The following is a 21,461-nucleotide window of genomic DNA, read 5'->3' as shown; positions in this document are numbered from 1 at the left end:
AGGCGGACTGCAATAGGCTTCCCGGCATGAGTCACCCGGAACGGCTCAGCTCCGCGGGTGGCGACCCGGCCGGCACGATCACGGAGCCTCCTCGCAGCAACGGGATGGGCAGTGTGTCGCTGGCCGAGTTCGCCGCGCGTCATGGGCTGACGAGGAGCGCGGCACGCCCCCGGCTGCGCGCGTACGTCCAGGAGCTGTGGCAGCGCAGGACGTTCATCTGGAACTTCGCCTCGGCGAAGACCGCGGCGACCTACAGCGGGTCGCGCCTGGGGCAGGTGTGGCAGGTCCTGACCCCGCTGCTCAACGCGGGTGTCTACTTCCTGATCTTCGGTCTGCTGCTGAGCCAGAGCAAGGGGATCGAGAACTACACGGCGTTCCTGATCACCGGGGTGTTCGTCTTCACCTTCTCCCAGCGGTCGCTGACGGCGGGGGCGAAGTCGGTCTCCAACAACCTGTCGCTGATCAGGGCGCTGCACTTCCCGCGCGCCGCGCTGCCCTTCGCCTACGTGATCATGGAGTTGCAGCAGCTGCTGATCTCCATGGTCGTGCTGGCCGTGGTGGTCGTGGCGACCGGGGAGATGCCGACCTGGCACTGGCTGCTGCTGTTCCCGGCGCTGGCGCTGCAACTGCTGTTCAACGTCGGCATCAGCCTGGCGATCGCGCGGGTGGGGGCGTTCACGCGCGACATCCAGCAGCTGCTGCCGTTCATCACCCGGACCTGGCTGTACGTGTCGGGCGTGTTCTTCCTGGTCGCCGACAAGGTGAAGGCGCTGGAGGAGCGCGGCCACGGCTGGCTGGGGCACATCCTGGAGGCCAACCCCGGGGCCGTGTTCATCGAGCTGGTCCGTGACTCGATCATGCACGAGAGCTACCGCGCCACCCTGGCCAAGGCGGGCGCCGCCCAGCCGACGATGCTGTGGGTCTACGCGGTGGTGTGGGCGCTGGTCGCGTTCGTCGGCGGCTTCTGGTACTTCTACCGCGCCGAGGAGAGGTATGGCCGTGGCTAAGGCGCTCAAGGAGAAGGTCCCGTTGGCGACCGCGCAGCCCGAGGTGGTCATCGACCCCGACCGCGAGCCGATCGTGGTCGTGGACGGCCTGCACATCGTCTACCGCGTCTACAGCGGCGGCGGGAACAAGGGCAACGCCGTGTCGGCGCTGATGCGCATCGTCAGGCGGCAGAACCGGCCGCAGATGAAGGAGGTGCACGCCGTCAAGGGCGTGTCCTTCGTCGCCTACCGGGGCGACGCCATCGGCGTGATCGGCACCAACGGCTCGGGCAAGTCGACCCTGCTGAAGGCGATCGCGGGGCTGCTGCCGGCCGCCAAGGGCGCGGTCTACACCGACGGGCAGCCGTCGCTGCTGGGCGTCAACGCGGCGCTGATGCGGGACCTGACCGGCTCGCGCAACATCATCCTCGGCTGCCTGGCGATGGGCCTGTCGCCGGAGGAGACCAAGGCCAAGTACGAAGAGATCGTGAAGTTCGCGGACCTGAAGCCGGGGTTCATCGACTACCCGATGAGCACCTACTCGTCCGGCATGGGCGCGCGGCTGCGGTTCGCGATCGCGGCGGCCCGCACCCACGACGTGCTGCTGATCGACGAGGCGCTGGCCACCGGCGACGCCAAGTTCAAGCGGCGCAGCCGTGCCAAGATCAACGAGCTGCGCAAGGACGCGGGCGCGGTGTTCCTGGTCGCGCACAACCTCGACGTCATCGAGGAGACCTGCAACCGGGTCATCTGGCTGGACGACGGCCGGATCAAGATGGACGGGGACCCCACCGAGGTCCTCAAGGCCTACACCGACGCCACCGGAAAGTGACGTCGAGGCACCGGACGGTCACCGTCCGGTGAGAACGCAGGGCGCCGTCTCCCGCTCGGGACACGGCGCCTTCTGGCGGGTCACGGCCATCGGGTGACTCCTGGAGCCCCTGCGGCACAAGGGGCCATAGTTACAGAGAGTTACCCATTCGCCTCTGGATGTGGCGCGCTCGCCGACCTACCGTCGAAACAGATCCTTTCGGCGGTGAGGGGGCGACCCTGATGACGGACCGGCTGAGCAGACGCGGCTTCCTGGCCTCCACAGCGGTCGCGCTGGGAACCGCGGGACTGGCGGGCTGCGCGAGCGAGACCAGCGGGCCGCAGGCCCGCGGGCAGGGCGACGCCCCCAAGGAGGTCTTCACCGCCCCGTCGCGGAAGCTGAGCGGCTCGCTGACGATCCTGATGTGGAGCCACTTCGTGCCCCGGCACGACAAGTGGTTCGACAGGTTCGCCGCGGACTGGGGCAAACGGGTCGGGGTGAACGTCCGCGTCGACCACATCAACACCGTGGACGTGCCGCGCCGCGCCGCCTCGGAGATCCAGGCCCGGCAGGGCCACGACCTGATCCAGCACATCGCGCCGTTCTCGCAGTACGAGCCCGCCGTGCTGGACATGAACGACGTCGTCCAGGAGGCGTCGCGGCGCTGGGGCCAGCAGATCGAGCTGTGCCGCAGGTCCAGCTACAACCCCAACACCCGGCGGTTCTACTGCTTCTGCCCCGGCTGGTCGCCCGACCCCGGCAACTACCGCCGCTCGATGTGGCAGCAGGCGGGGCTGCCCAACGGGCCGAGCTCGTGGGAGGAGCTGCTGACCGGCGCGGCGGAGATCAAGCGGCGGACCGGGGTGCCGTGCGGGATCGGCCTGTCGCCCGAGACCGACTCCAACATGGCGGCGCGGGCGCTGCTGTGGTCGTTCGGGGCCTCCGAGCAGGACGCCGCCGAGAAGGTCGTGATCAACTCGCCGGAGGCGGTCGCGGCCGTGGAGTACATGACCCGGCTGTGGAAGCAGGCCGAGACCAGCGAGGTGTTCTCCTGGGTCCCGGCCTCCAACAACCAGGCGCTCATCGCCGGGAAGTCCTCCTACATCCTCAACTCGATCTCGGCGTGGCGCACCGCGATGGGCACCAACCCGAAGATCGGCGACGACGTCTTCTTCGTCCCGGCGCTGCGCGGCCCGAAGGCGGCGCTGGCGGCCCAGCACGTCATCCAGCAGTGGATCGTGCCGAAGCACGCGGCCAACCCGGACGCGGCCAAGGAGTTCCTGCTGCACTACACGGCGAACTTCCCGTCGGTGACCTACCAGTCGGAGCTGTACGACCTCCCGGGGTGGCCGTCGCTGGTCCCGCAGCTCAACGGGTGGCTGGACAACGACCCGTTCGGCGCGAAACCGCCGAACAAGCTGTCGCTGCTGAAGAACGCCGCGTCGTGGAGCGCCAACATCGGGTACCCGGGCCCGTCGAACCCGGCCATCGGGGAGATCTTCTCGACGAACGTGCTGCCGACGATGTTCGGGCGGGCGGCGCGCGGCCAGGTCAGCGCCAGGCAGGCGGTCGCCGACGCCGAGCGGCAGATGAACGCGATCTTCAAGAACTGGCGGGACCGCAAGCTGGTCGGGGGCTGAGGCCATGAAGACCGTCGAGGTCAGGGAGCTGGTGAAGACGTTCGACGGGCACCTGCGGCGGACCCGCCGGGGCGGCGGCGACGTCGTGCGCGCGCTGGACGGGGTGAACCTGGCCGCCGAGCCCGGCGAGTACCTGGTGCTGCTCGGCCCGTCGGGCTGCGGGAAGACGACGCTGCTGCGCACGATCGCGGGGCTGGAGCACCCCACCGAGGGCGAGGTGCTGATCGACGGGCAGGTCGTCAACGGGCTGCCGCCGCGCGTCCGGCAGATCGCGATGGTGTTCCAGTCCTACGCGCTGTACCCGAACAAGACCGTCCGGGACAACATCGTGTTCCCGCTGCGGGCGGAGAAGGCCCCCAGGGAGACGCAGGAGAGCAAGACCAGATGGGCGGCCGAGCTGCTGGGGATCGGGCCGCTGCTCGACCGCAAGCCCCGGCAGCTGTCGGGCGGGGAGCGCCAGCGGGTGGCGCTCGCGCGGGCGCTGGTGCGGGACCCGGCGGTGTTCCTGCTGGACGAGCCGCTGTCGAACCTGGACGCCAAGATGCGCGCGACCGCGCGCGACGAGCTGAAACGCTTCCAGGAGCAGGTCGGCACCACCACGATCTACGTGACGCACGACCAGGCCGAGGCCATGGGGCTCGGCGACCGGATCGCGGTGCTGGAGAAGGGCCGGGTACGGCAGGTCGGCACGCCGGTGGAGGTGTACGACGACCCGGCCGACACGTTCGTGGCGACGTTCATCGGGTCGCCGCCGATGAACCTGGTCCGGCGGGACGACCGGCTGGTCGGGTTCCGGCCCGAGCACCTGCTGCCGGTCGAGAACGTCCCCCACGACGCGCGCGTCACCATGGACCTGCGCGTGGAGCGGATGGAGTACCTGTCGGGCGACCGGCACGTGTACGGGACCGTCACCGGCCTCGGCGAGGACACCCGGGTCATCGCGCGGCTGCCCGCCACGATCACCACGCCGATCCGGGCCGGGGAGGCGCACGGGTTCGCGGTCGCGGCCGACCGGCTGCGGTTCTTCGACGCTGAGGCGGGGACGCGTGCCCCGGCCGTCCCGATCGGGAAGCCGTGACGGCGCGGCGGCGCGAGGGGGTGCCCCGCGCGGGCCTCGCCGACCGCGAGGGCTTCCTGGCGTGGGCGATGCTGCTGCCGTCGGTGGTCTACATCGTCGCGCTGGTGGGGGTGCCGTTCCTGCTGGCGGTGGCGTTCGCGTTCTCGGACGTGACGACCGGCGACCCGTCCTACGACTTCGTGGGCCTGCGCAACTTCACGGCGGTCTTCGACGACGGGGTGTTCTGGCGCTCGCTCGGCAACACCCTCCTCTTCACGACCAGTGCGATGGTCCTGATCGTGGTCTTCGGGAAGATCCTGGCCAACATCCTGGTCGCCGACTTCCGGGGCAAGTGGCTGGTGCGGTTCCTCGTGCTGCTGCCCTGGACGACCCCGGTCGCGCTGTCCACGATCTCCTGGCTGTGGTTCCTGGACTCGATCTACTCCCCCGTCGACTGGGTGCTGCGCCGCCTCGGCCTCATCGAGGGCAACGTGGTGTGGCTCGGCGACCCCGGCACCGCGATGCTGTCGGTCGTCCTCGTCCAGACCTGGCGGCTCACCCCGCTCGCCGCCGTGATCGTCATGGCCGGGCTGGTGGCGATCCCCCGCGACCTGGACGAGGCGGCGCGGATCGACGGGGCCGGGTTCTGGCGGCGGATGCTGGAGGTGACGATCCCGCTGACCCTGCCGGTGATCGCGGTGGCGGCGCTGTTCGGGGCGATCATGACGTTCACCGACATGACCGTGTCGTACGTGCTGACCCGCGGCGGCCCCACCCACGCCACCGACGTGCTCGCCTCCTGGGCCTACTTCCGGGGGATCGAGGGCGGCGACGTGGGCCAGGGCGCGGCGATCGCGCTGTTCCTGTTCCCGATCCTGCTGGCCGGGGCGATCGCGATCCTCCGCGCCGTCCGACGTCTGGAGGCGCAATGAACGAGACGGAGGCGCTGCGGCGGCGGTACGCGCGACGGCATGTCGCGGCGCGCGTCGGGGTGTACGGGGCGGCGGTCCTCGCGGCCCTGGTCTGCGCGCTGCCGTTCCTGTGGAGCCTGGTCAGCGCGTTCAAGCAGAACCGCGACCTGTACAACCCCGAGAGCAACCCGTTCGCGTTCAACGAGCCCGCGACGCCCGACCACGTGCGGTTCCTGCTCACCGACACGCCGTTCCTGACGTTCGTGGGCAACACCCTGCTGGTCGGCGCGGCCGTCGTGGCGCTCACCCTGCTGATGTCGCTGCCCGCCGCCTACTCCCTGGCGCGGCTGAACCGGCCGTGGGGCACCCCGATGGGCATCGCGATCTTCCTGGTGTACCTGGTGCCGCCGTCGCTGCTGTTCCTGTCCCTGACCCGCGTGGTGGTGTCCCTGGGCCTGGAGGACACCCTCTGGTCGATGATCGTGGTCTATCCGACGATCACCGTTCCGGTCTCGGTGTGGCTCCTGATCGGCTTCCTGAAGGCGGTCCCCAAGGACGTCGAGGAGCAGGCGATGGTGGACGGCCACAGCCGGCTGGGGGCGTTCGCCCGCGCCGTCCTGCCGCTGGTCTTCCCGGGGATCGTCGCGGTGGTGGTGTTCACCTTCACCCTCACCGCCAGCGAGTTCGTGTACGCGCTGGCGTTCGTGTCGTCGAGCCCGAAGATGGTCGTCAGCACGGGCGTGCCGACCCAGCTGATCCGGGGCGACGTGTTCTTCTGGCAGTCCCTCCAGGCCGCCGCCGTCGTCACCGCGATGCCGATCGCGTTCCTGTTCAACCTTTTCCTGGACCGCTTCGTGACAGGGTTCACCATGGGGGCGGTGAAGACCTGACCCCCTGATAGGTATGGGTGTGACACCGAACGTCCGACGAGGAGGTCGTCATGCCCGGCAAGCCGCCGATCCCGTACGAGTACCTGCCCGAGGTGCCGTCGTTCACGCTGACCAGCGACGACGTCGCCGACGGCGAGCGCCTGTCGGAGCGGCACGTGTTCGACGACTGGGGCTTCAGCGGCGGGAACCTCTCCCCGCACCTGGCGTGGTCGGGGTTCCCGGCCGAGACCCGGAGCTTCGCGGTGACCTGCTACGACCCGGACGCCCCGACCGGCAGCGGGTTCTGGCACTGGGTGCTGTTCGACGTCCCGGCCGACGTGACCGAGCTGCCGACCGGCGCGGGCGCCGAGGACGCCAAGATCGGCGTCCACGCGCGGTCAGACTACGGGATCAAGGCGTTCGGCGGCGCGGCCCCGCCGCCCGGCGACCCGCACCGCTACGTGTTCGCCGTGCACGCGCTGGACGTGGAGTCGCTCGGGCTGGACTCCGACACGATGCCCGCCGTGGTGGGTTTCAACATCACCGCGCACACCCTGGCCCGCGCGACCCTCGTCCCGGTTTACGGCTCCTGATCAGGCCCGTTTCCGGTCGGCTCGTACTCGCGAGCCGACCGGAACGCCCGGCGGGGGCGCGGGTCCTCGGCGAGGATGGCGTCATGGCGTTCCCCCTGATGCCCTTCTACGACGCGATCAACGTGGTCGCCTACGACGACCTCGATCCCGACGCCGTCGTCCGCGACCGGGAGCTCGGCGAACGCATCCGCGAGTACGGCAAGATCTGCCCCGCCGGTTCGCCCGACTTCGCGCTGGCCGTGCAGCGCGGCGCCGAGTGGCGCATCATCCACACCGGGGCGTGCGAGCCGGCCAGCGCCCGCTACGGACTGGCCGCCCACCTGCGCCGCGGCTCCGACCGGGAGCACGACCCGGCCCTGGTCCGCGCGATGCTCCGGGTCGCCGACCGGCTGGACCCCGAGGACGGCGAGCAGGTCCCCAAGGACGAGTGGGAGATCGGCGACCGGCGGTACCGGGTGATCCGCATCGAGAGGTTCACCCTGATCAACAAGTCGGGGATGGAGCCGCCGCGCGCCAGCGACGTGGAGCCGCCCAAGGAGCGGCACCTGCTGGAGGGCCACCTGATCGACCCGTTGGCCCCGGCGGGCCAGTGGGAGGCCCAGCTCCGCCTGAACCTGGTCACCTACCTGCCGCCGGCGGGCGGCGTCCCGCCGCAGGTCGCGCTGGAGGCCCGGCACGCGGTCCGGTCGCACCCGGCGGTGGTGCTGCTGCCGCCGGAGTACACGATCGTGGAGATCAGGGACGGCGGGCGTTCGTGGGAGCCGTTCGGCGGCGGCCACGGCCCGCTCCACGCGCGCGACTGGCTGGCGGCCTACTTCAGCGAGCTGCTGCCGAGGCTGCGCGAGTTCCAGGGCTCCCCCGGGACGGAGGAGGAGCAGGCGTCCTGGCGGCGGGCGGCGGACCGCGTGCGGGAGATGCCGGGCCCGGACTTCCTGGTGGCGGGGCGTCACTTCCGCACGGTGCGGGTGTCGCGGATGCTGCGATTGAGCACCGACGGCCCCGAACCACCACGCCCCTCGGACCAGGAACGGTACGGCTACGTCCCGCCGCCGTCGTGAGGGGCGTCGGGGCGGGTGGCGAGGGCGTGGCCGAGGGCCGTGCGGGTGTAGAGGACCGAGCGGCCGGTGCGGGAGCGGGTGACCAGGCCCGCTTCGCGCAGGGTCCGCAGGTGGTCGCCCACCGCTCCCAGGGTCATGTCGAGGCGGGCTGACAGCCAGGTCGTCGTCGCCGGGTCGGTCAGGGCCGCGAGGATCGCGGCGCGGGAGCGTCCCAGCAGGTTCGCCAGGGCCTCGGGGGGCGGGCCGGGCCTGCTCTCCCAGAGGGTGGCGATGCCCCGGGCCCGGTAGCAGAGGGACCGCGGCCAGGCCGGTTCGAGCTGGGCCGCCAGGTCGAAGAACGCCGTCGGCACGAACAGCAGGCCCCGGCCGCCCAGGTCGACGCGGCCGTCCGTGAGGCCGTGGACCTCGATCACCGAGTCGGCGGCGCGCCAGCGGACGCGGGGCGACAGGTCGTCCAGGGCCTCGGCCCAGCCGTAGGCCGCCAGGCGGCCCGCGCGGTACAGCAGGTCCTGGTCGAGGATCGCGCGCAGGACCGGCCAGTCGGGTTCCAGGAGGGTGCGCCAGGCCAGGTCGAGGGCCGTGGCGAAGTGCGCGACCACGTCGGGGGACTCCAGGACGGCCTGGGCCTCGGGATCCGGGAGCGTGCGGCCGTCGAGGTTGCGGGCCAGCTCGCGGCGGGCCAGGTCCGGCGGGGTCGCGCGGACCGCCGCCAGCTGCTCGGCGACCGTGATGTTCGGGCGGGTGGGCGGCGGGGCGTGGAAGTCGGCGTTGTAGGCGCCGCGCCGCCAGATGCCGACCACGGCGCGGACGGCCGGGTCGCGGGCGATCCGCCGGTAGGCGGGGGTGACGCGGGTGATCCACGGGGTCATCGGCCCGGCCAGGGCGGGGTTGGCGAGCAGGCCGAGCAGGGCGACCAGCTCGTGGAGCGGCGCGATCGCGAACCGGCTCGCCGCGATGTCGTGCGGTCCTACCCGGACCTCCTGGACCTTTCGTGCCATGACGAAACGTTAGCGGGGCGGCGGCGTTTCTCCCAGGGTTGCGCGCATGGTCACCGATGCCTCCTCGCGGGTCCGGTACGCCGACGTCTTCGGCGTGGGCGGGTTCCGCGTCCTGTTCACCCTCCAGACGTTGCTCGTGGTGAGCGACACCATGCGGATCCTGGCGCTGTCGGTGCTGGTGTTCGAACGGACCGGGTCGGCGTTCGCGACGGCGGTCACGTTCGGGGCCGGGTTCCTGCCCTACGTGGTGGGCGGGACGCTGCTGCTGGCGCTCGCCGACCGGGTGCCGGCGCGGACGCTGATGACCGGGTTCCACCTGCTGCGGTTCGGGGTGACCGGGGTGCTGGCGGCCGTGGACCTGCCGGTGCCCCTGGTGATCGTGCTGCTGTTCGGGATCGGGCTGTTCGCGCCGGTGGCGACGGCGTCGGCGAACGCGCTGCTGCCCGGCCTGCTGCCCGGCGACGCGTACGTGCTGGGCCGGTCGCTGTTCCTCATGACCTCGGCCGTCGCGCAGATCGCGGGCAACGGCGTGAGCGGTCTGCTGCTGGCCGTCATGCGTCCGCAGGGCGCGTTGTGGCTGGTGGCGGGGAGCGCGCTGGCGGCGGCCGCGCTCGCGTGGTTCGGCATGGCCGACCGTCCGGCGCGGCGTGCCGGGACGGGCGCCGTGCGGGAGACGCTGCGGACCAACCGGATGCTGCTGGCCGACCGCGGGACGCGGCGCCTGCTGCTGGCCCAGTGGCTGCCGATCTCGCTGACCGTCGGCGCGGAGGGCGTGCTGGTCCCGTACGCGGCCGGGCTCGGGCGGCCGGACGCGGCGGGGGCGGTCATGGCGGCGATGTCCGCGGGCATGTTCGCCGGGCACCTGGTGGTCGGGCGGTTCGTCGCGCCCGCGTGGCGGGAGCGGCTGGCGCTGCCGCTGGCGTTGCTGCTGGGGGCGCCGCTGCTGGCGTTCGCGCTGCGGCCGGGGCTGGTGGCGGCGTGCGTGCTGGGGGCGGTCGCGACGTTCGGGCTGAGCTACGAGCTGGCGTTGCAGCGGCCGTTCGTCGACCGGGTGCCCGAGGAGGTGCGCGGGCAGGCGCTCGGGCTGGCGGCCATCGGGGTCATGAGCGGGCAGGGGGCGGCGATGGCCGCGGCGGGCGGGCTGGCCGACGTGCTGGACCCCGGCCTGGTGATGGCGGCCTGCGGGGCGGCGTCGGTGGTGGCGGCGCTGTGTCTGGTGCGGCGGAGCGGGTGACCGCCCCGCCGCCCGTCGGCCCGGGCCGGAGGGCCGCTACTGCCAGGGGAACCTGTCGGCGAACGCCGGCTTCAGGTCGTCCAGCCAGATCGCCGCGGGGTCGTACTTGGCGAAGAACGGCTTGTTGACCAGCTCGGCGTCGCGGCACTGGATGAAGTGGAGCTGGAACACCCTCTCCCCGAACAGGTCCAGCACGCCGTCGACGCAGACCTTGCCGGGGGTGGCCGACATGGACGGGCCGCGGACCGTGCGGGACAGGCCGGAGACGTTCTTGTAGGCGTTCCGGAAGATCTCGTAGGCCTCGGCCAGCGGGACCGCGAAGTAGTCCTGCGGGCCTGTGTCACGCTCCACGAACATGTAGTACGGAACCATGCCCATGCGGGTCTGGGTCCGCCACATGGTCTCCCAGATCTTCGGGTCGTCGTTGATCGACCGGATCAGCGGGGCCTGGGTGCGGATGACCGCGCCGGTGTCGCGGATGCGGCGGACCGCCTCGGTGAGCACCAGCGGCTCCAGCTCGCGCGGGTGCGAGAAGTGGGCCATGAACGCCAGGTTCTTGCCCGACTCCACGATCTGCTCGAACAGGCGCAGCATGTCGTCGGCGTCCGGGTCGGTCACGAACTTCTGCGGCCAGTAGGCCAGCGACTTGGTGCCGATGCGGATCGACTCCAGCTGCTCCAGCTCCAGCAGCGGCTCCAGGTAGCGGCGCAGCACCGACTCACCCATGATCATGGCGTCGCCGCCGGTGATCAGAACGGAGGTGACCTCCGGGTGGGCGGCGACGTAGTCGCGCAGCTGGTGGGAGTCGTCGCCGGCCATCTTCAGGTCCGGTTCGCCGATGAACTGCGCCCAGCGGAAGCAGTAGGTGCAGTACGCGTGACAGGTCTGCCCCTGCTTGGGGAAGTACAGGACGGTCTCGTCGTACTTGTGCTGCAGACCGGGGACCTTGCCGTCGCCGAAGCTCGGGATGTTGAGCTCCATCTGGCCGGCGGGGTGGGGGTTGAGCTTCATCCGCACCCGGTTCGCGGCCGCCTCGACCTCGGCCTTGGGGGCCTCGCGACACAGCAGGTCCGACAGCACGGCGACGTCCTCGGCCGGCAGCATGTCCGGCTGCGGGAAGACCAGGCGGTAGATCGGGTCGTCGGGCGCCGCGGTCCAGTCGATGAGTTCCTCAAGGACGTAGGCGTTGGTCCGGAAGGGCAGCACGGTCGCCACCGCCCGGGTGGCCAACTGCTCCTCGGGCGAGAGACCGGCGCGAGCGGTGAGCTCGTCCAGGTGCTTCGCCGTGAAGGCGCGGAACTTGCGACCGGTGGATCGCACTTCGGGAGCCGCGTCGTTCACCAGTGTCACGTGTTGGTACTCCTTGAAGGTCAGCGGGGGACGCGCCAGGCGGCGCGCCGTCACGGACTGTGATCAATCTGGCCCGGGCCACCCCCATTGAAGCGGTTGGAGACGGTAAATACCGAATAGTTACCCTCTACAGGCTACAAAGAAGCAGGTAAGCGATAGTAAGGGCATATCCCTACAGCTCCGGATCGGGCGGCTCGCCCCTTGTAGAACGATTACAGGTCGTGAAGGTCGCGGGCCTCACCCGGTCCTTATGCTGGTACGCCGATACTGATCGCAGTGCGAGACTGTGTGGAGGGTCACGGGACGCAAACGCGCCCCGACTCGTCGGACAGGTAGAGGAACGGGCGTAGAGCAGGCATAAAGGCGGGCGACGGGCGGCGAGAGGGGGCTCCGTGGGTTCGGTCGAGGAGGACTCGGGACCGGGACGGGCGCCGCTGGTCGCCGTGGCCGCCGCGGTGGTGGCCGCGGTCAGCTACAGCACCTTCCTGCTGGAGCATCTCCTCAGCCCCGACCTGGACGTCATCAACGGCTACGTGTCCGAGCTGTCGGCCGAGAACCAGCCGTCCCACCTGGTCTACAGCGGCGGCGACTTCGTCACCGGCCTGCTGTCGATCACGGTGGCGGTGACCGCGCTGCTGACGCTGCGGCGGCGGCGCTGGGCGGTGACCGGCTGGGTGTTCCTGGCGCTGTTCGGGCTGTGCGCGATCGGCGACGCGATCTTCCCGCTGGACTGCGCGCCGAGCCTCCAGACCTGGTGCGCGCTGCGCGAGCGAAGCGGCGAGGTGTCGTTCTCGCACCAGTTCCACGCGGTGACCAGCAGCCTGGTGATCGCGTGCGGGGTGGCGGCGCTGCTGACGCTGTCGATCGCCGCGCGCCGGTACGGCTGGTGGCCGCCGCTGGCGCGCTGGGGGTGGATGCTGGCGCTGGCCGAGACGGTGTTCGCGCTGAGCACGGTGCTGGCGATGCTGCTGGGCCGGTGGCTCGGCATCATCCAGCGGGTGCAGATCAGCGTGCTGGTGCTGGGCCTGGTGACGGTCGCGTGGGCGCTGTGGGCCGACCGGCGCCGCCGGGAGGCCCGGTCGCGTCCGCCGCAGACCGCCCGGGAGGCGTCGTGACGATCGTGGACGCCGGGGACGAGCAGGTGCACGTGGTGGAGACGGGGCGGCCCGGCGCCGCGCCGCCGCTGCTGCTGACCTCGGGGCTGGGCAGCGCCTGGTTCGACTGGCAGCCGTCGGTGGAGCTGCTGAACGCCGGGCACCGCGTGATCGCGTTCGACCGGCCGGGCCTCGGGCTGAGCCCCGCCGGGAAGGCCCCGCCGAGCCTGCGCCGCGAGATCCGCCTGCTGGCCGACCTGGCGCGGTGGGCGGGCCCGCCGGTGGTGCTGCTGGCGCACTCGATGGCCGGGTTCCACGTCGAGGCGCTGGCCCGCGTCCATCCGGAGCTGGTCGCCGGGATGGTGCTGGTCGATCCCAGCTACGAACGGCGGCTGGCGTGCCCATCGTTCCGCATCGCGGCGGCGGCGACGGGCGCGACGCGCGCGGCGGGCCACCTTCTGAACGTCACCCGGGCCGCGCGGCTGCTCGGGCCGCTGGGCCGCCGGATCGTCATGCGCTTCACCAGCCGCCGCGACGAGCCGGTGGACGGCGAGGTCGTGCGGTCGGTGTACGGGCGCGGCACGGTCCTCGGCACGGTCCTGGCCGAGGAGCTCGCCTACCGGGAGATGGCCGCCGACCTGGAGGCGCTGCGCGGACGGCTGCCGTTCCCGCCGATCCCGCTGGTCGTGCTGACCGCGCTCGGCGACGCCTCCGACCCCGAGGACGCGCAGAAGTGGGTCGAGGACCACGCCCGACTGGCGGCGATGAGCCCGCGGGGCGAGCACGTGATCCTGCCGGACACGCTGCACATGGTGCAGCTCGACCGCCCCGACGCGGTCGCCGACGCGGTGGCCCGCGTGCTCCAGGAGGCGGCGTGAGCGCCCCGGAGGCGGGCGGGAGGCAGGGCGTGAGCCCGCCGGAGGGGCGTGGGAGGCAGGGCATGGTCCGGCTCGGGGCGTTGGTGGCGGCGCTGGTCGTGCTGGTGAGCGGGTGCGACCTCATGGCCCGGATCTCCGAGGGGGCCTACCGCAACGCCGTCACCGACGGCGTGGTCAACGAGATGGGCGAACGCGGCATCGCGCTGACCGGCCGTCCCGACTGCGCGTGGCTGCGCGAGGGGCCGCCGGGGACGGTGCGGATCTCCTGCACGGCCACGACGCGTTCCGGGGAGCCGGTGCGGGTCGAGGGGGTCGTCGACGACGCCGAGAGCGACCGGCCGCGCGAGCGGTACACGGTCACCGTGGGGGGCCGTGAGGTGCTGCGGCAGGACTGTCTCGGGCTCGGCTGCGGCCAACGTTCTTGATCTCGCAAGGAACCCGTCCGGGCAACGGAAAACACCATCCCGTCCGGGCGTGGCGGCACCGCGCGGCGGTAACGCTACCGTCGTGAAGTCCATCCCTCTGAAGTCCGTCCCTCGGAAGCCCGTGCTCTTCGGGCTGCTCGCGCTGGCGGTGGTCGGCGTGGGCGCCGCCGTCGTCTACGTCACCCTCATCGACGTGAAGGAGCTGCGCCACCCCACGCAGGCGAAGCTGCGCGGCGCGGTCCCGCATGCCGCCACCGCCGAGCTACAGGCCCGGGGCGTCGCCCTGAACACCGGCCTGACGTGCCAGGACATGCCGGGCTGGACCAAGGAGAAGATGCGCGTCGCCTGCACCGGCAAGGCCGCCGGGAACAAGCGCGTGCAGGTCATCGCCACCGGCGAGGAGGCCACGCGGGACCACTACTACACGATCCTCGTGGACGGCCGTCCCGTCGTGGAGAACGCCTCCTGCCTCGGCCCCGACTGCAAGGCGAAGGAGTAGCGGCTCCGGGGGTGGTTGGCCGTCCGTTGCCAGGGCATGGCCGGGGAGGTCCTACCATGCGGTGAGCAGCCGTCCTGTGCCGCGCCCCGCCCTCACCACCCCAGTTGGAGTCGCCATGAGCCCCGCGCCGATCGCGGTGGACACCATGGGCGGCGACCACGCCCCCGAGGAGATCATCGCGGGGGCGGTGACGGCGGTGCGGGAGCACGGCGTGCCGCTGGTGCTGGTCGGGCAGGCCCCCCGGATCCGCCGCGCGCTGGACGGGCTCGGCGTGGCGGGCGAGATCCCGATCGTGCACGCCGACGAGGCCCTGGACATGGGCGAGGGCGCGCTGGCCTCGTGGCGCAAGCCCAAGTCGTCGATCGCGATCGCCTGCCACCTGATCAAGCAGGGGCGGGCGTCGGCGCTGGTGTCGGCGGGCAGTACCGCCGGGGTGGTGGCGACCGCGCGGCTGCGGCTGCGGGGCCAGCAGGGCGTGATGCGCCCGGCGATCGCGGTGACGCTGCCGACCGTCCCCCGGCCGACGGTGCTGCTGGACGCGGGCGCGACGGCCGACGTCAAGCCCGAGACGCTGGTGCAGTTCGCGGCGCTCGGCACCGCGTACGCGCAGATCCGGCTGGGGCTGGAGCGGCCGTCGGTGGGGCTGCTGAACATCGGCGCCGAGAGCAGCAAGGGCAACAAGCTGGCCAAACGCGCCCACGAGCTGCTGGCCTCGGGGAACCACGCGGTGGAGTTCGCCGGGAACGTGGAGGGCCACGATCTGCTGCGCGGCATCGTGGACGTGATCGTCACCGACGGGTTCACCGGGAACGTGGCGCTCAAGACCATGGAGGGCACCGTGCGGACGGCCTTCCACGAGATGAAGCAGGCGGTGACCGGGAGCCGGACCGCCAAGGTGGGGGCGTTCCTGCAACGCCGCCGCCTGGTGGAGCTGCGCGAGCGTCTGGACTCCGACACCTACGGCGGCGGCGTCCTGCTGGGGCTGAACGGCACCGTCGTCATCGCGCACGGCGCGGCGCGGGCACGGGCGATCACGTCGGCGTGCGTGCTGGCCCACGAGCTGGCCGCCGGGCGGATCGTGGAGCGGATCAGGGAGCAGATCGCGGCGACGCGGACGTCCCGGTTCGGCCGGTGGACGCACGGCGGCGACGACAAGGACCGGCAGAACGACAAGCAGGCCGAGAGGCCGGTCGAGGGACCGGAGGAGGGCGAGGCCGCCGAGAAGGCCCCGGTGAAGGCTCTGGAGAAGGCTCCGGCGAAGGCCGTCGAGAAGCCCGCCGAGCCCGCCGCCGAGGAGAGGCCCGCCGAACCCGAGCCCGTGGAGCCTCCGCCGGGCTGAGCCGGGATTGCCCCCTCCGTCCCCGGGGAAGATCGACGTTCGGGGGCAACGTGACGCAGACAGACGACGCAACGGGGGCGCGCGGTCTGACCGCGGCGCAGGTACGCGCGCGGGTGGCGGCGGGCCGCACCAACGACGTGCCGCGGCGGTCCAGCCGTTCGGTGGGCGAGATCCTGCGGGCGAACATCCTCACCCGCTTCAACGCGCTCATCGGCACGCTGTTCGTGCTGGTGATGATCTTCGGGGAGTGGCCGGACGGCCTGTTCGGCGGGATCATCGTCGCCAACTCGGCCATCGGCGTGATCCAGGAGCTGCGCGCCAAGCGCACCCTGGACCGGCTCGCGGTGGTCGGCGAGACCCCGGTGCGCGTACGGCGCACTGGAACGGTCCAAGAGATCTCCCAGCGGGCCGTCGTGCTCGGCGACCTGATCGTCCTCGGCACCGGCGACAGGATCCCGGTGGACGGCCCGGTGGTGGACTCCCGGGGCCTGGAGGTGGACGAGTCGCTGCTGACCGGCGAGGCCGACCCCGTGCACAAGGGCCCCGGCGACCCGCTGCGGTCGGGCAGCTTCGTGGTGGCGGGCGGCGGGACGTTCACGGCCGAGAGGGTGGGGCGCGAGGCGTACGCCGCGCGGCTGGTGGAGGAGGCCAGCCGGTTCACGCTGTCGCGGTCGGAGCTGATGGAGGGCATCGACCGGTTCCTCAAGTACGTCACCTGGCTGATCGTCCCGACCTCGGTCCTGCTGTTCGTCAGCCAGTTCACGGCGGCCCGGGACGTGTCGGACGCGGTGGTCGGCGCGGTCGCCGGGGTCGTCACGATGGTCCCCGAGGGGCTGGTGCTGATGACCAGCATCGCGTTCGCCGTGGGCGTCGTGCGGCTGGGGCGGCGCGGGGCCCTGGTCAACGAGCTGCCCGCCATCGAGGGCTTGGCGCGGGTGGACGTGCTGTGCGTGGACAAGACCGGCACGCTCACCGAGCCCGGCATGGACCTGGACCGGGTCGTGGTGCTGGACGACGCGCTGCCCGCCCGCGAGGCGCTCGCCGCGCTGGCCGCCGGGGACCCGGACCCGAACGCGACGATGCTGGCCGTCCGGCGGGGCCTGGACGCGCCCGACCCCGGCTGGAAGGTCGCGGGCGCGGTGCCGTTCTCGTCGGCGCGCAAGTGGAGCGGGATGGAGTTCGCGGGCGAGGGCGCGTGGGTGCTCGGGGCGGCGGACGCGCTGCTGGGGCCCGGCGACCCGTTCCGGGAGCGGGCCGAGGAGCTGGGCGCGACCGGGCTGCGGGTGCTGGCGCTGGCGCGGGTCCCGGCGGGGGCGCTCACGGAGCCGGACGCGCCGGAGGCGACCGCGGACGCCGAGCCCGCCGCGCTGGTGGCGCTGCGGCAGCGGCTGCGGGCCGAGGCCCCGGCGACCCTGGCGTACTTCGCCGAGCAGGGCGTCGCCGTCAAGGTCATCTCCGGCGACGACCCCGCCTCGGTCGGCGCGATCGCCCGGGCGCTGGACCTGCCCGGGGCCGACCACCCGGTGGACGCCCGCACCCTGCCGTCCGGCCCGCGCGAGATGGGGAGGGTGCTGGAGGGCAACTCGGTGTTCGGGCGGGTCAGCCCGCGGCAGAAGCGGCAGATGGTCAAGGCGTTGCAGGGCAGGGGGCACACGGTCGCGATGACCGGCGACGGCGTCAACGACGTCCTCGCCCTCAAGGACGCCGACCTGGGCGTGGCGATGGGCTCGGGCAGCGGCGCGACCCGCGCCGTCGCGCAGATCGTGCTGCTGGACAACAGCTTCGCCACGCTCCCCCACGTGGTCGGCGAGGGCCGCCGCGTGCTCGGCAACATCGAGCGCGTCGCCAACCTGTTCCTCACCAAGACCGTCTACTCGATCATCCTGGCGGTGCTGGTCGGGCTGGTGCACGTGCGGTTCCCGTTCCTGCCCCGGCACCTGACGCTGATCAGCACGCTGACCATCGGCGTCCCGGCGTTCTTCCTGGCGCTGGCCCCGAACCTGGAACGCGCCCGGCCCGGCTTCGTGCCGCGCGTGCTGCGCTTCGCGGTCCCGGCGGGCCTGGCGTGCGGGGTGGCGACGTTCGCGGGCTACCTGCTGGCGACGGAGAACCCGCGGACCCGGTTCGCCGAGGACTCCTCGACGGCGGCGCTGTCGCTGTTCCTGCTGGCGCTGTGGGTGCTGCTGCTGATCGCCCGCCCGTGGAACTGGTGGCGGCTCGGCATGGTCGTCGCGATGGGCGCGGTGTTCCTGGTCGTGCTGGCGGTGCCGGATCTGCGCGTGTTCTTCGCCCTGTACCCCGACAACCTGCACAACGCCCTGGTGGCGCTGGGCATCGCGGTCCTGGCGGGCCTGCTGCTGGTGGTGGCGCTGCGCCTGGACCGCTGGTTCCTCTCCCGCCGGCGGGAGTGAAAGATCTTCGGCGTCGTGGACATGGACGGGTGACATGACACCGTTCGAGAGGATCCACGACGTGGGGTGCCGGTGTGGATGAGGACGAGTTCGCCGAGCTGTACGAGCGGAACTTCCGGCCGCTTCTCGGGTACGCGCTGCGGCGGTGCGCGTCGGCGGACGACGCGGCCGACGTCGTCGCCGAGACGTTCGCCGTCGCATGGCGGCGGGCCGACGAGCTGCCGGAGGGCGACGACGCGCGGCTGTGGCTGTACGGCGCGGCGCGCCGGGTGCTGGCCAACCACCGGCGCGGCGAGCAGCGGCACGCGTTGCGGACCGCCGCGCTGCGGGCCGAGCTCGCCGCCGTGCCCGTGCGGCACGAGCCGGGCGGGTCGACGGTCGTGGACGTGTTCCGCAGGCTGCCCGAGGCCGACCGGGAGCTGCTGTCGCTGGTCGCGTGGGAGGGACTGGCGGTCCCGGAGATCGCCAGGGTGCTCGGGTGCTCGCGGAACGCGGTGAGCATCCGGCTGCACCGGGCCCGCAAGCGGTTCGCCCGCGCGCTACGGGCCGCCGGGGTGGATGACGCGCGGGCCGCCCGGCTCGTCGCGGAGAAAGGAGCTTTGACATGAGCGTCGACGACGTGGTGGCCGGGCTCTCACCCGTTCGCGACGAGCAGGTCACGGTGAAGGGCGACCGGGAACTGCTGCGCGCGATCCTGACGGAGGAGTCCGCGGCGGACGCTCCCCGCCGCAGGCCGCGCTTCCGGCTGGTGCTGGGGGTCGCCCTGGCGACGGCGGCGGTGGTGGTCGGACCGGTCGCGCTGAACGTGGTCGGCGACGACCCCGTGCGCAGCTATGCCAACGCGGCCGTCGCCATCGAGAAGCGGGACGACACCTACGAGGTCAGCGTCAAGGACGCGTTCGCCGACCAGCGGAGGTTCCGGGAGGCGTTCGCGAAGTTCGAGCTGGACGTGCGGCTGTTCATCACGCCGGTCTCGCCGGGCAACGAGCGCCGCGTCTTCGCGAAGGGCGGTGGCGGGGCCCCGAACGCCCCCGCCGACCGGCAGATCGACATCTCCGTCACCCCGTGCCCGAAGGGCGGGAACGCCTGCCCGATGCGGGTGCGCATCAGCAACGCCCTTCCCGGCGACCGCCTGCTCATCCAGCTCGGCCGCCGGGCCCGGTCCGGTGAGCCGTACGCCGACACCATCTCCTCCCAGTCGAGCCGCTACATCGTTCCCTGGATGCAGCCGCTGGGAAGCCGTGATCTGCGGTCGGTCCTGCGGCTCGTGCACAACAAGGGGCTGAAGGCCCACTACGCGATCGGCAGGACGAATCCCGGCGGCGGGGAGTCGATGCGGTTGCCGTCCCTGGCGTGGAAGCCGATCGGCAACCGGCCCGTCATGCGCGTGTGGCCCTACAGCTCCGACGCCGTCGTCATCCTCGTCAAGGAACGCCCCGGCGACCCGGAGAAGAGCGACCCCGCCCGGATGGATCCCTACGGGGTCAGAAAGCACCTCACGGGCGGCTGAAAGGGCGGTCCCGGCGCGTGGGGTGGCGATGGCGGGCGTGGGTCGCCACCCACGCGCCGAAGAACGTCAGCAGCGCCCCCGGCACGATCGCGATCGCCAGCAGGGCGTGCACGAACCCGTTCGCGCCCTCGATCCAGCCGAGCGTCCCCCCGACCAGCAGCACGAGCATGGCGGCCGTGACGAGCCCGAGCGCCGCGGCCGCCCATGCGGCCCGCCGCGCCGTGGCACGGCTGATCGGCGGAACACGCAGTGGTTGCTGTTTCATCGTGAACACCCGGATCCGGTTCCCGTTCTGTTCACTTTCATACCCATGGAACCGGATATTCCCCCTCCAGCGACCTACGTCGCCGCCCCCTCCCCGACATCCGGCCTTCCCCCGCCATCACCCTGACCGCGGAGAGGGCGCCGAGGACGGCGGACACGACCACCAGCGCCAGACAGATCCGCGAACGCCGATGACCGGGGCGGCCGGACGGGCTCTCGTGGTTCCGCTCGGTGAACGTCCAGGGCCCGCGCGGCACCCCCGGGAGCCATGAAGGTCACCCGCGTCTGACCGGGGGCTCCCGGTCGGCCCGCAGGATCGTGTCGAGCAGGCCGGGGAAGCGGGTCTCCAGGTCGTCGCGGCGCAGGGAGACCAGGCGGCGGGTGCCCGCGACGCGGGTGCGGGTGACCCCGGCCTCCCGCAGGGTCTTGAAGTGGTGGGAGGCGGTGGAGGGGGGCAGGTCCCCGGCGCAGTCGCCCGTCCCGGCCTCGGCGCCGTCGGCGAGCCCGGCGACCAGCCCGCGGCGGACGGGGTCGGCCAGGGCGAACAGCACGGCGCTCAGGTCGATCTCGTCGGCGGCGGGGTGGTGCAGCTCGCGCATGGCTCCAACCTACCCGTGTTTCGAGAATCGTTGAAATACGGCGAGCAGTGTGCTGGACTCTTATTTCCAAAGTTCTCGAAGTTTCGAAGGAGTCTCCGCATGCCCTCCCCCCGACTGCTCGTGCTCGCCGCGGGCGCGTTCGCCATCGGCGTCGACGGGTTCGTGATCGCGCCGATCCTGCCGGAGCTGGCGGCGCGCCTGGACGTCTCGCTCGCCGCCGCCGGGCAGCTCGTCACCGTGTTCACGCTGGTCTACGCGCTGGCCGCGCCCGTGCTGGCGACGGCGACCGCGCGCTGGGACCGCCGGGTCGTGCTGGCCGGGACGCTGGTGGTCTTCAGCGCCGGGAACGCCCTCTCGGCGGTCGCGGCGGACTACCCGCTGATGATGGCCTCCCGCGTGGTGGCCGCGCTGGGCGCGGCCCTGTTCCTGCCGACCGCCTCCGCGACGGCCGTCACCCTCAGCCCGCCCGACCGGATGGGCCGGGCGCTGGCGCTGGTCATGGGCGGGCTCAGCGCCGCCGGGCTGGTCGGCGTTCCGGTCGGGACGCTGCTGGCGCAGGCCGTCGGAGCGAGCGGGGTGTTCTGGCTGGTCACCGGCGTGGGGCTGGCCGCCGCGGCGGGCGTGGCGGTGCTGCTGCCGTCCGTCCGGATCCCGGCGACGCTGACGCTGCGGGAACGGCTCGCGCTGGCGGCCCGGCCCCGCCTGGCCGCGCTGCTGGCCACCACCGCGCTGGCGATGGCCGGGGCGTTCACGACGATCACCTACATCGCGCCGCTGCTGGCCGAGGCCGCGGACGTGACCGGGCGCGGGCTGACGGTCGTGATGGCGGTGTCGGGGCTGGCGAGCGTGGTCGGCGTCGCGGTCGCGGGCCGCGCCGTGGACGCGCGCGGCGGGCGGGCCGTGCTGGCGGCGGCGCTCACGGCGCTGACGGCCGG

General features: G+C 72.4%; 21 protein-coding genes and 1 pseudogene. 18 read left to right on the top strand and 4 right to left on the bottom strand.

Going from position 1 to position 21,461, the window contains the following annotated elements; genetic code table 11:
* Positions 1-26 precede the first annotated feature (26 nt).
* The 8 genes from AKI01S_RS24380 (at position 27) to AKI01S_RS24345 (ending at position 7,925) form a co-directional block, all read left to right on the top strand.
* On the top strand, positions 27-1,007 hold the full coding sequence (locus tag AKI01S_RS24380) for an ABC transporter permease (RefSeq protein ID WP_067822474.1): 981 nt from the start codon (positions 27-29) through the stop codon (positions 1,005-1,007).
* Positions 994-1,818 (top strand): ABC transporter ATP-binding protein, encoded by an 825-nt coding sequence (locus AKI01S_RS24375; protein ID WP_174567415.1) that lies wholly within the window; start codon positions 994-996, stop codon positions 1,816-1,818. Before AKI01S_RS24380 ends, AKI01S_RS24375 begins: the two co-directional genes overlap by 14 nt.
* A 221-nt stretch (positions 1,819-2,039) precedes the next feature.
* Positions 2,040-3,437 (top strand): ABC transporter substrate-binding protein, encoded by a 1,398-nt coding sequence (locus AKI01S_RS24370; protein ID WP_067822470.1) that lies wholly within the window; start codon positions 2,040-2,042, stop codon positions 3,435-3,437.
* 4 nt (positions 3,438-3,441) lie between these two features.
* Entirely contained in the window at positions 3,442-4,515 is a 1,074-nt protein-coding gene (locus tag AKI01S_RS24365) for an ABC transporter ATP-binding protein (protein ID WP_067822466.1), read from the top strand.
* Positions 4,512-5,426, top strand: a complete 915-nt coding sequence (locus AKI01S_RS24360) for a carbohydrate ABC transporter permease (RefSeq protein WP_067822460.1) — start codon at positions 4,512-4,514, stop codon at positions 5,424-5,426. The genes AKI01S_RS24365 and AKI01S_RS24360 overlap by 4 nt, the downstream gene beginning before the upstream one ends.
* Positions 5,423-6,295 (top strand): carbohydrate ABC transporter permease, encoded by an 873-nt coding sequence (locus AKI01S_RS24355; protein ID WP_067822455.1) that lies wholly within the window; start codon positions 5,423-5,425, stop codon positions 6,293-6,295. The genes AKI01S_RS24360 and AKI01S_RS24355 overlap by 4 nt, the downstream gene beginning before the upstream one ends.
* Positions 6,296-6,345: 50 nt before the next feature.
* Complete coding sequence (locus AKI01S_RS24350) at positions 6,346-6,867, top strand: YbhB/YbcL family Raf kinase inhibitor-like protein (RefSeq protein WP_067822452.1); 522 nt, start codon at positions 6,346-6,348, stop codon at positions 6,865-6,867.
* An 83-nt stretch (positions 6,868-6,950) separates the two neighbouring features.
* The gene (locus tag AKI01S_RS24345) at positions 6,951-7,925 is read left to right on the top strand and encodes a DUF5954 family protein (protein WP_067822449.1); all 975 of its coding nucleotides are present in this window, start codon (positions 6,951-6,953) and stop codon (positions 7,923-7,925) included.
* Here the strand turns inward: AKI01S_RS24345 and AKI01S_RS24340 are convergent.
* Entirely contained in the window at positions 7,904-8,923 is a 1,020-nt protein-coding gene (locus AKI01S_RS24340) for an ArsR/SmtB family transcription factor (protein ID WP_067822446.1), read from the bottom strand. The genes AKI01S_RS24345 and AKI01S_RS24340 overlap by 22 nt on opposite strands.
* A 46-nt stretch (positions 8,924-8,969) precedes the next feature.
* Here AKI01S_RS24340 and AKI01S_RS24335 point away from each other — a divergent pair, with 46 nt between their 5' ends.
* On the top strand, positions 8,970-10,157 hold the full coding sequence (locus AKI01S_RS24335) for an MFS transporter (protein WP_067822443.1): 1,188 nt from the start codon (positions 8,970-8,972) through the stop codon (positions 10,155-10,157).
* A gap of 36 nt (positions 10,158-10,193) precedes the next feature.
* On the opposite strand, the gene AKI01S_RS24330 is transcribed toward AKI01S_RS24335, so the two are convergent.
* Positions 10,194-11,507, bottom strand: a complete 1,314-nt coding sequence (locus AKI01S_RS24330; RefSeq protein WP_174567414.1) for a KamA family radical SAM protein — start codon at positions 11,505-11,507, stop codon at positions 10,194-10,196.
* Positions 11,508-11,899: 392 nt separating this feature from the next.
* Here AKI01S_RS24330 and AKI01S_RS24325 point away from each other — a divergent pair, with 392 nt between their 5' ends.
* The 8 genes and pseudogenes from AKI01S_RS24325 to AKI01S_RS24290 all read left to right on the top strand — a co-directional run bounded on the left by AKI01S_RS24325 (position 11,900) and on the right by AKI01S_RS24290 (position 19,663).
* Complete coding sequence (locus tag AKI01S_RS24325; RefSeq protein WP_084000184.1) at positions 11,900-12,622, top strand: DUF998 domain-containing protein; 723 nt, start codon at positions 11,900-11,902, stop codon at positions 12,620-12,622.
* Complete coding sequence (locus AKI01S_RS24320; RefSeq protein ID WP_157420098.1) at positions 12,619-13,479, top strand: alpha/beta fold hydrolase; 861 nt, start codon at positions 12,619-12,621, stop codon at positions 13,477-13,479. The genes AKI01S_RS24325 and AKI01S_RS24320 overlap by 4 nt, the downstream gene beginning before the upstream one ends.
* Complete coding sequence (locus AKI01S_RS24315) at positions 13,476-13,904, top strand: hypothetical protein (RefSeq protein WP_245681759.1); 429 nt, start codon at positions 13,476-13,478, stop codon at positions 13,902-13,904. The genes AKI01S_RS24320 and AKI01S_RS24315 overlap by 4 nt, the downstream gene beginning before the upstream one ends.
* Before the next feature lie 82 nt (positions 13,905-13,986).
* On the top strand, positions 13,987-14,403 hold the full coding sequence (locus AKI01S_RS24310; RefSeq protein ID WP_245681758.1) for a hypothetical protein: 417 nt from the start codon (positions 13,987-13,989) through the stop codon (positions 14,401-14,403).
* A 115-nt stretch (positions 14,404-14,518) separates the two neighbouring features.
* Positions 14,519-15,544 (top strand): annotated as a pseudogene (gene plsX, locus AKI01S_RS24305) (phosphate acyltransferase PlsX); the annotation flags it as partial.
* A gap of 248 nt (positions 15,545-15,792) precedes the next feature.
* A complete protein-coding gene (locus AKI01S_RS24300; protein ID WP_067822437.1) occupies positions 15,793-18,153 on the top strand; it encodes an HAD-IC family P-type ATPase in 2,361 nt (786 codons plus the stop codon).
* Between the two features lie 74 nt (positions 18,154-18,227).
* Positions 18,228-18,761, top strand: coding sequence for an RNA polymerase sigma factor (locus AKI01S_RS24295; RefSeq protein WP_067822434.1), 534 nt, complete (start codon positions 18,228-18,230; stop codon positions 18,759-18,761).
* Positions 18,758-19,663 carry a hypothetical protein gene (locus tag AKI01S_RS24290; protein WP_067822431.1) on the top strand — a complete coding sequence of 302 codons (906 nt, stop codon included), beginning with the start codon at positions 18,758-18,760 and terminating at the stop codon, positions 19,661-19,663. Before AKI01S_RS24295 ends, AKI01S_RS24290 begins: the two co-directional genes overlap by 4 nt.
* Here the strand turns inward: AKI01S_RS24290 and AKI01S_RS24285 are convergent.
* Together AKI01S_RS24285 and AKI01S_RS24280 are read right to left on the bottom strand one after the other, a co-directional pair.
* Positions 19,650-19,928 carry a hypothetical protein gene (locus tag AKI01S_RS24285; RefSeq protein ID WP_157420096.1) on the bottom strand — a complete coding sequence of 93 codons (279 nt, stop codon included), beginning with the start codon at positions 19,926-19,928 and terminating at the stop codon, positions 19,650-19,652. The genes AKI01S_RS24290 and AKI01S_RS24285 overlap by 14 nt on opposite strands.
* 274 nt (positions 19,929-20,202) lie before the next feature.
* Positions 20,203-20,526 carry an ArsR/SmtB family transcription factor gene (locus AKI01S_RS24280; protein WP_067822426.1) on the bottom strand — a complete coding sequence of 108 codons (324 nt, stop codon included), beginning with the start codon at positions 20,524-20,526 and terminating at the stop codon, positions 20,203-20,205.
* Positions 20,527-20,625: 99 nt separating this feature from the next.
* Between AKI01S_RS24280 and AKI01S_RS24275 the strand changes: the two genes are divergently transcribed.
* On the top strand, positions 20,626-21,461 hold an 836-nt coding region (locus AKI01S_RS24275), incomplete at its 3' end, for an MFS transporter (protein ID WP_067822423.1).

Source organism: Actinomadura kijaniata NBRC 14229 (genome assembly GCF_001552175.1).
In the GTDB taxonomy this organism is placed as follows: Bacteria; Actinomycetota; Actinomycetes; order Streptosporangiales; family Streptosporangiaceae; genus Spirillospora; species Spirillospora kijaniata.
This window is presented reverse-complemented; position numbering and strand designations above follow the sequence as displayed.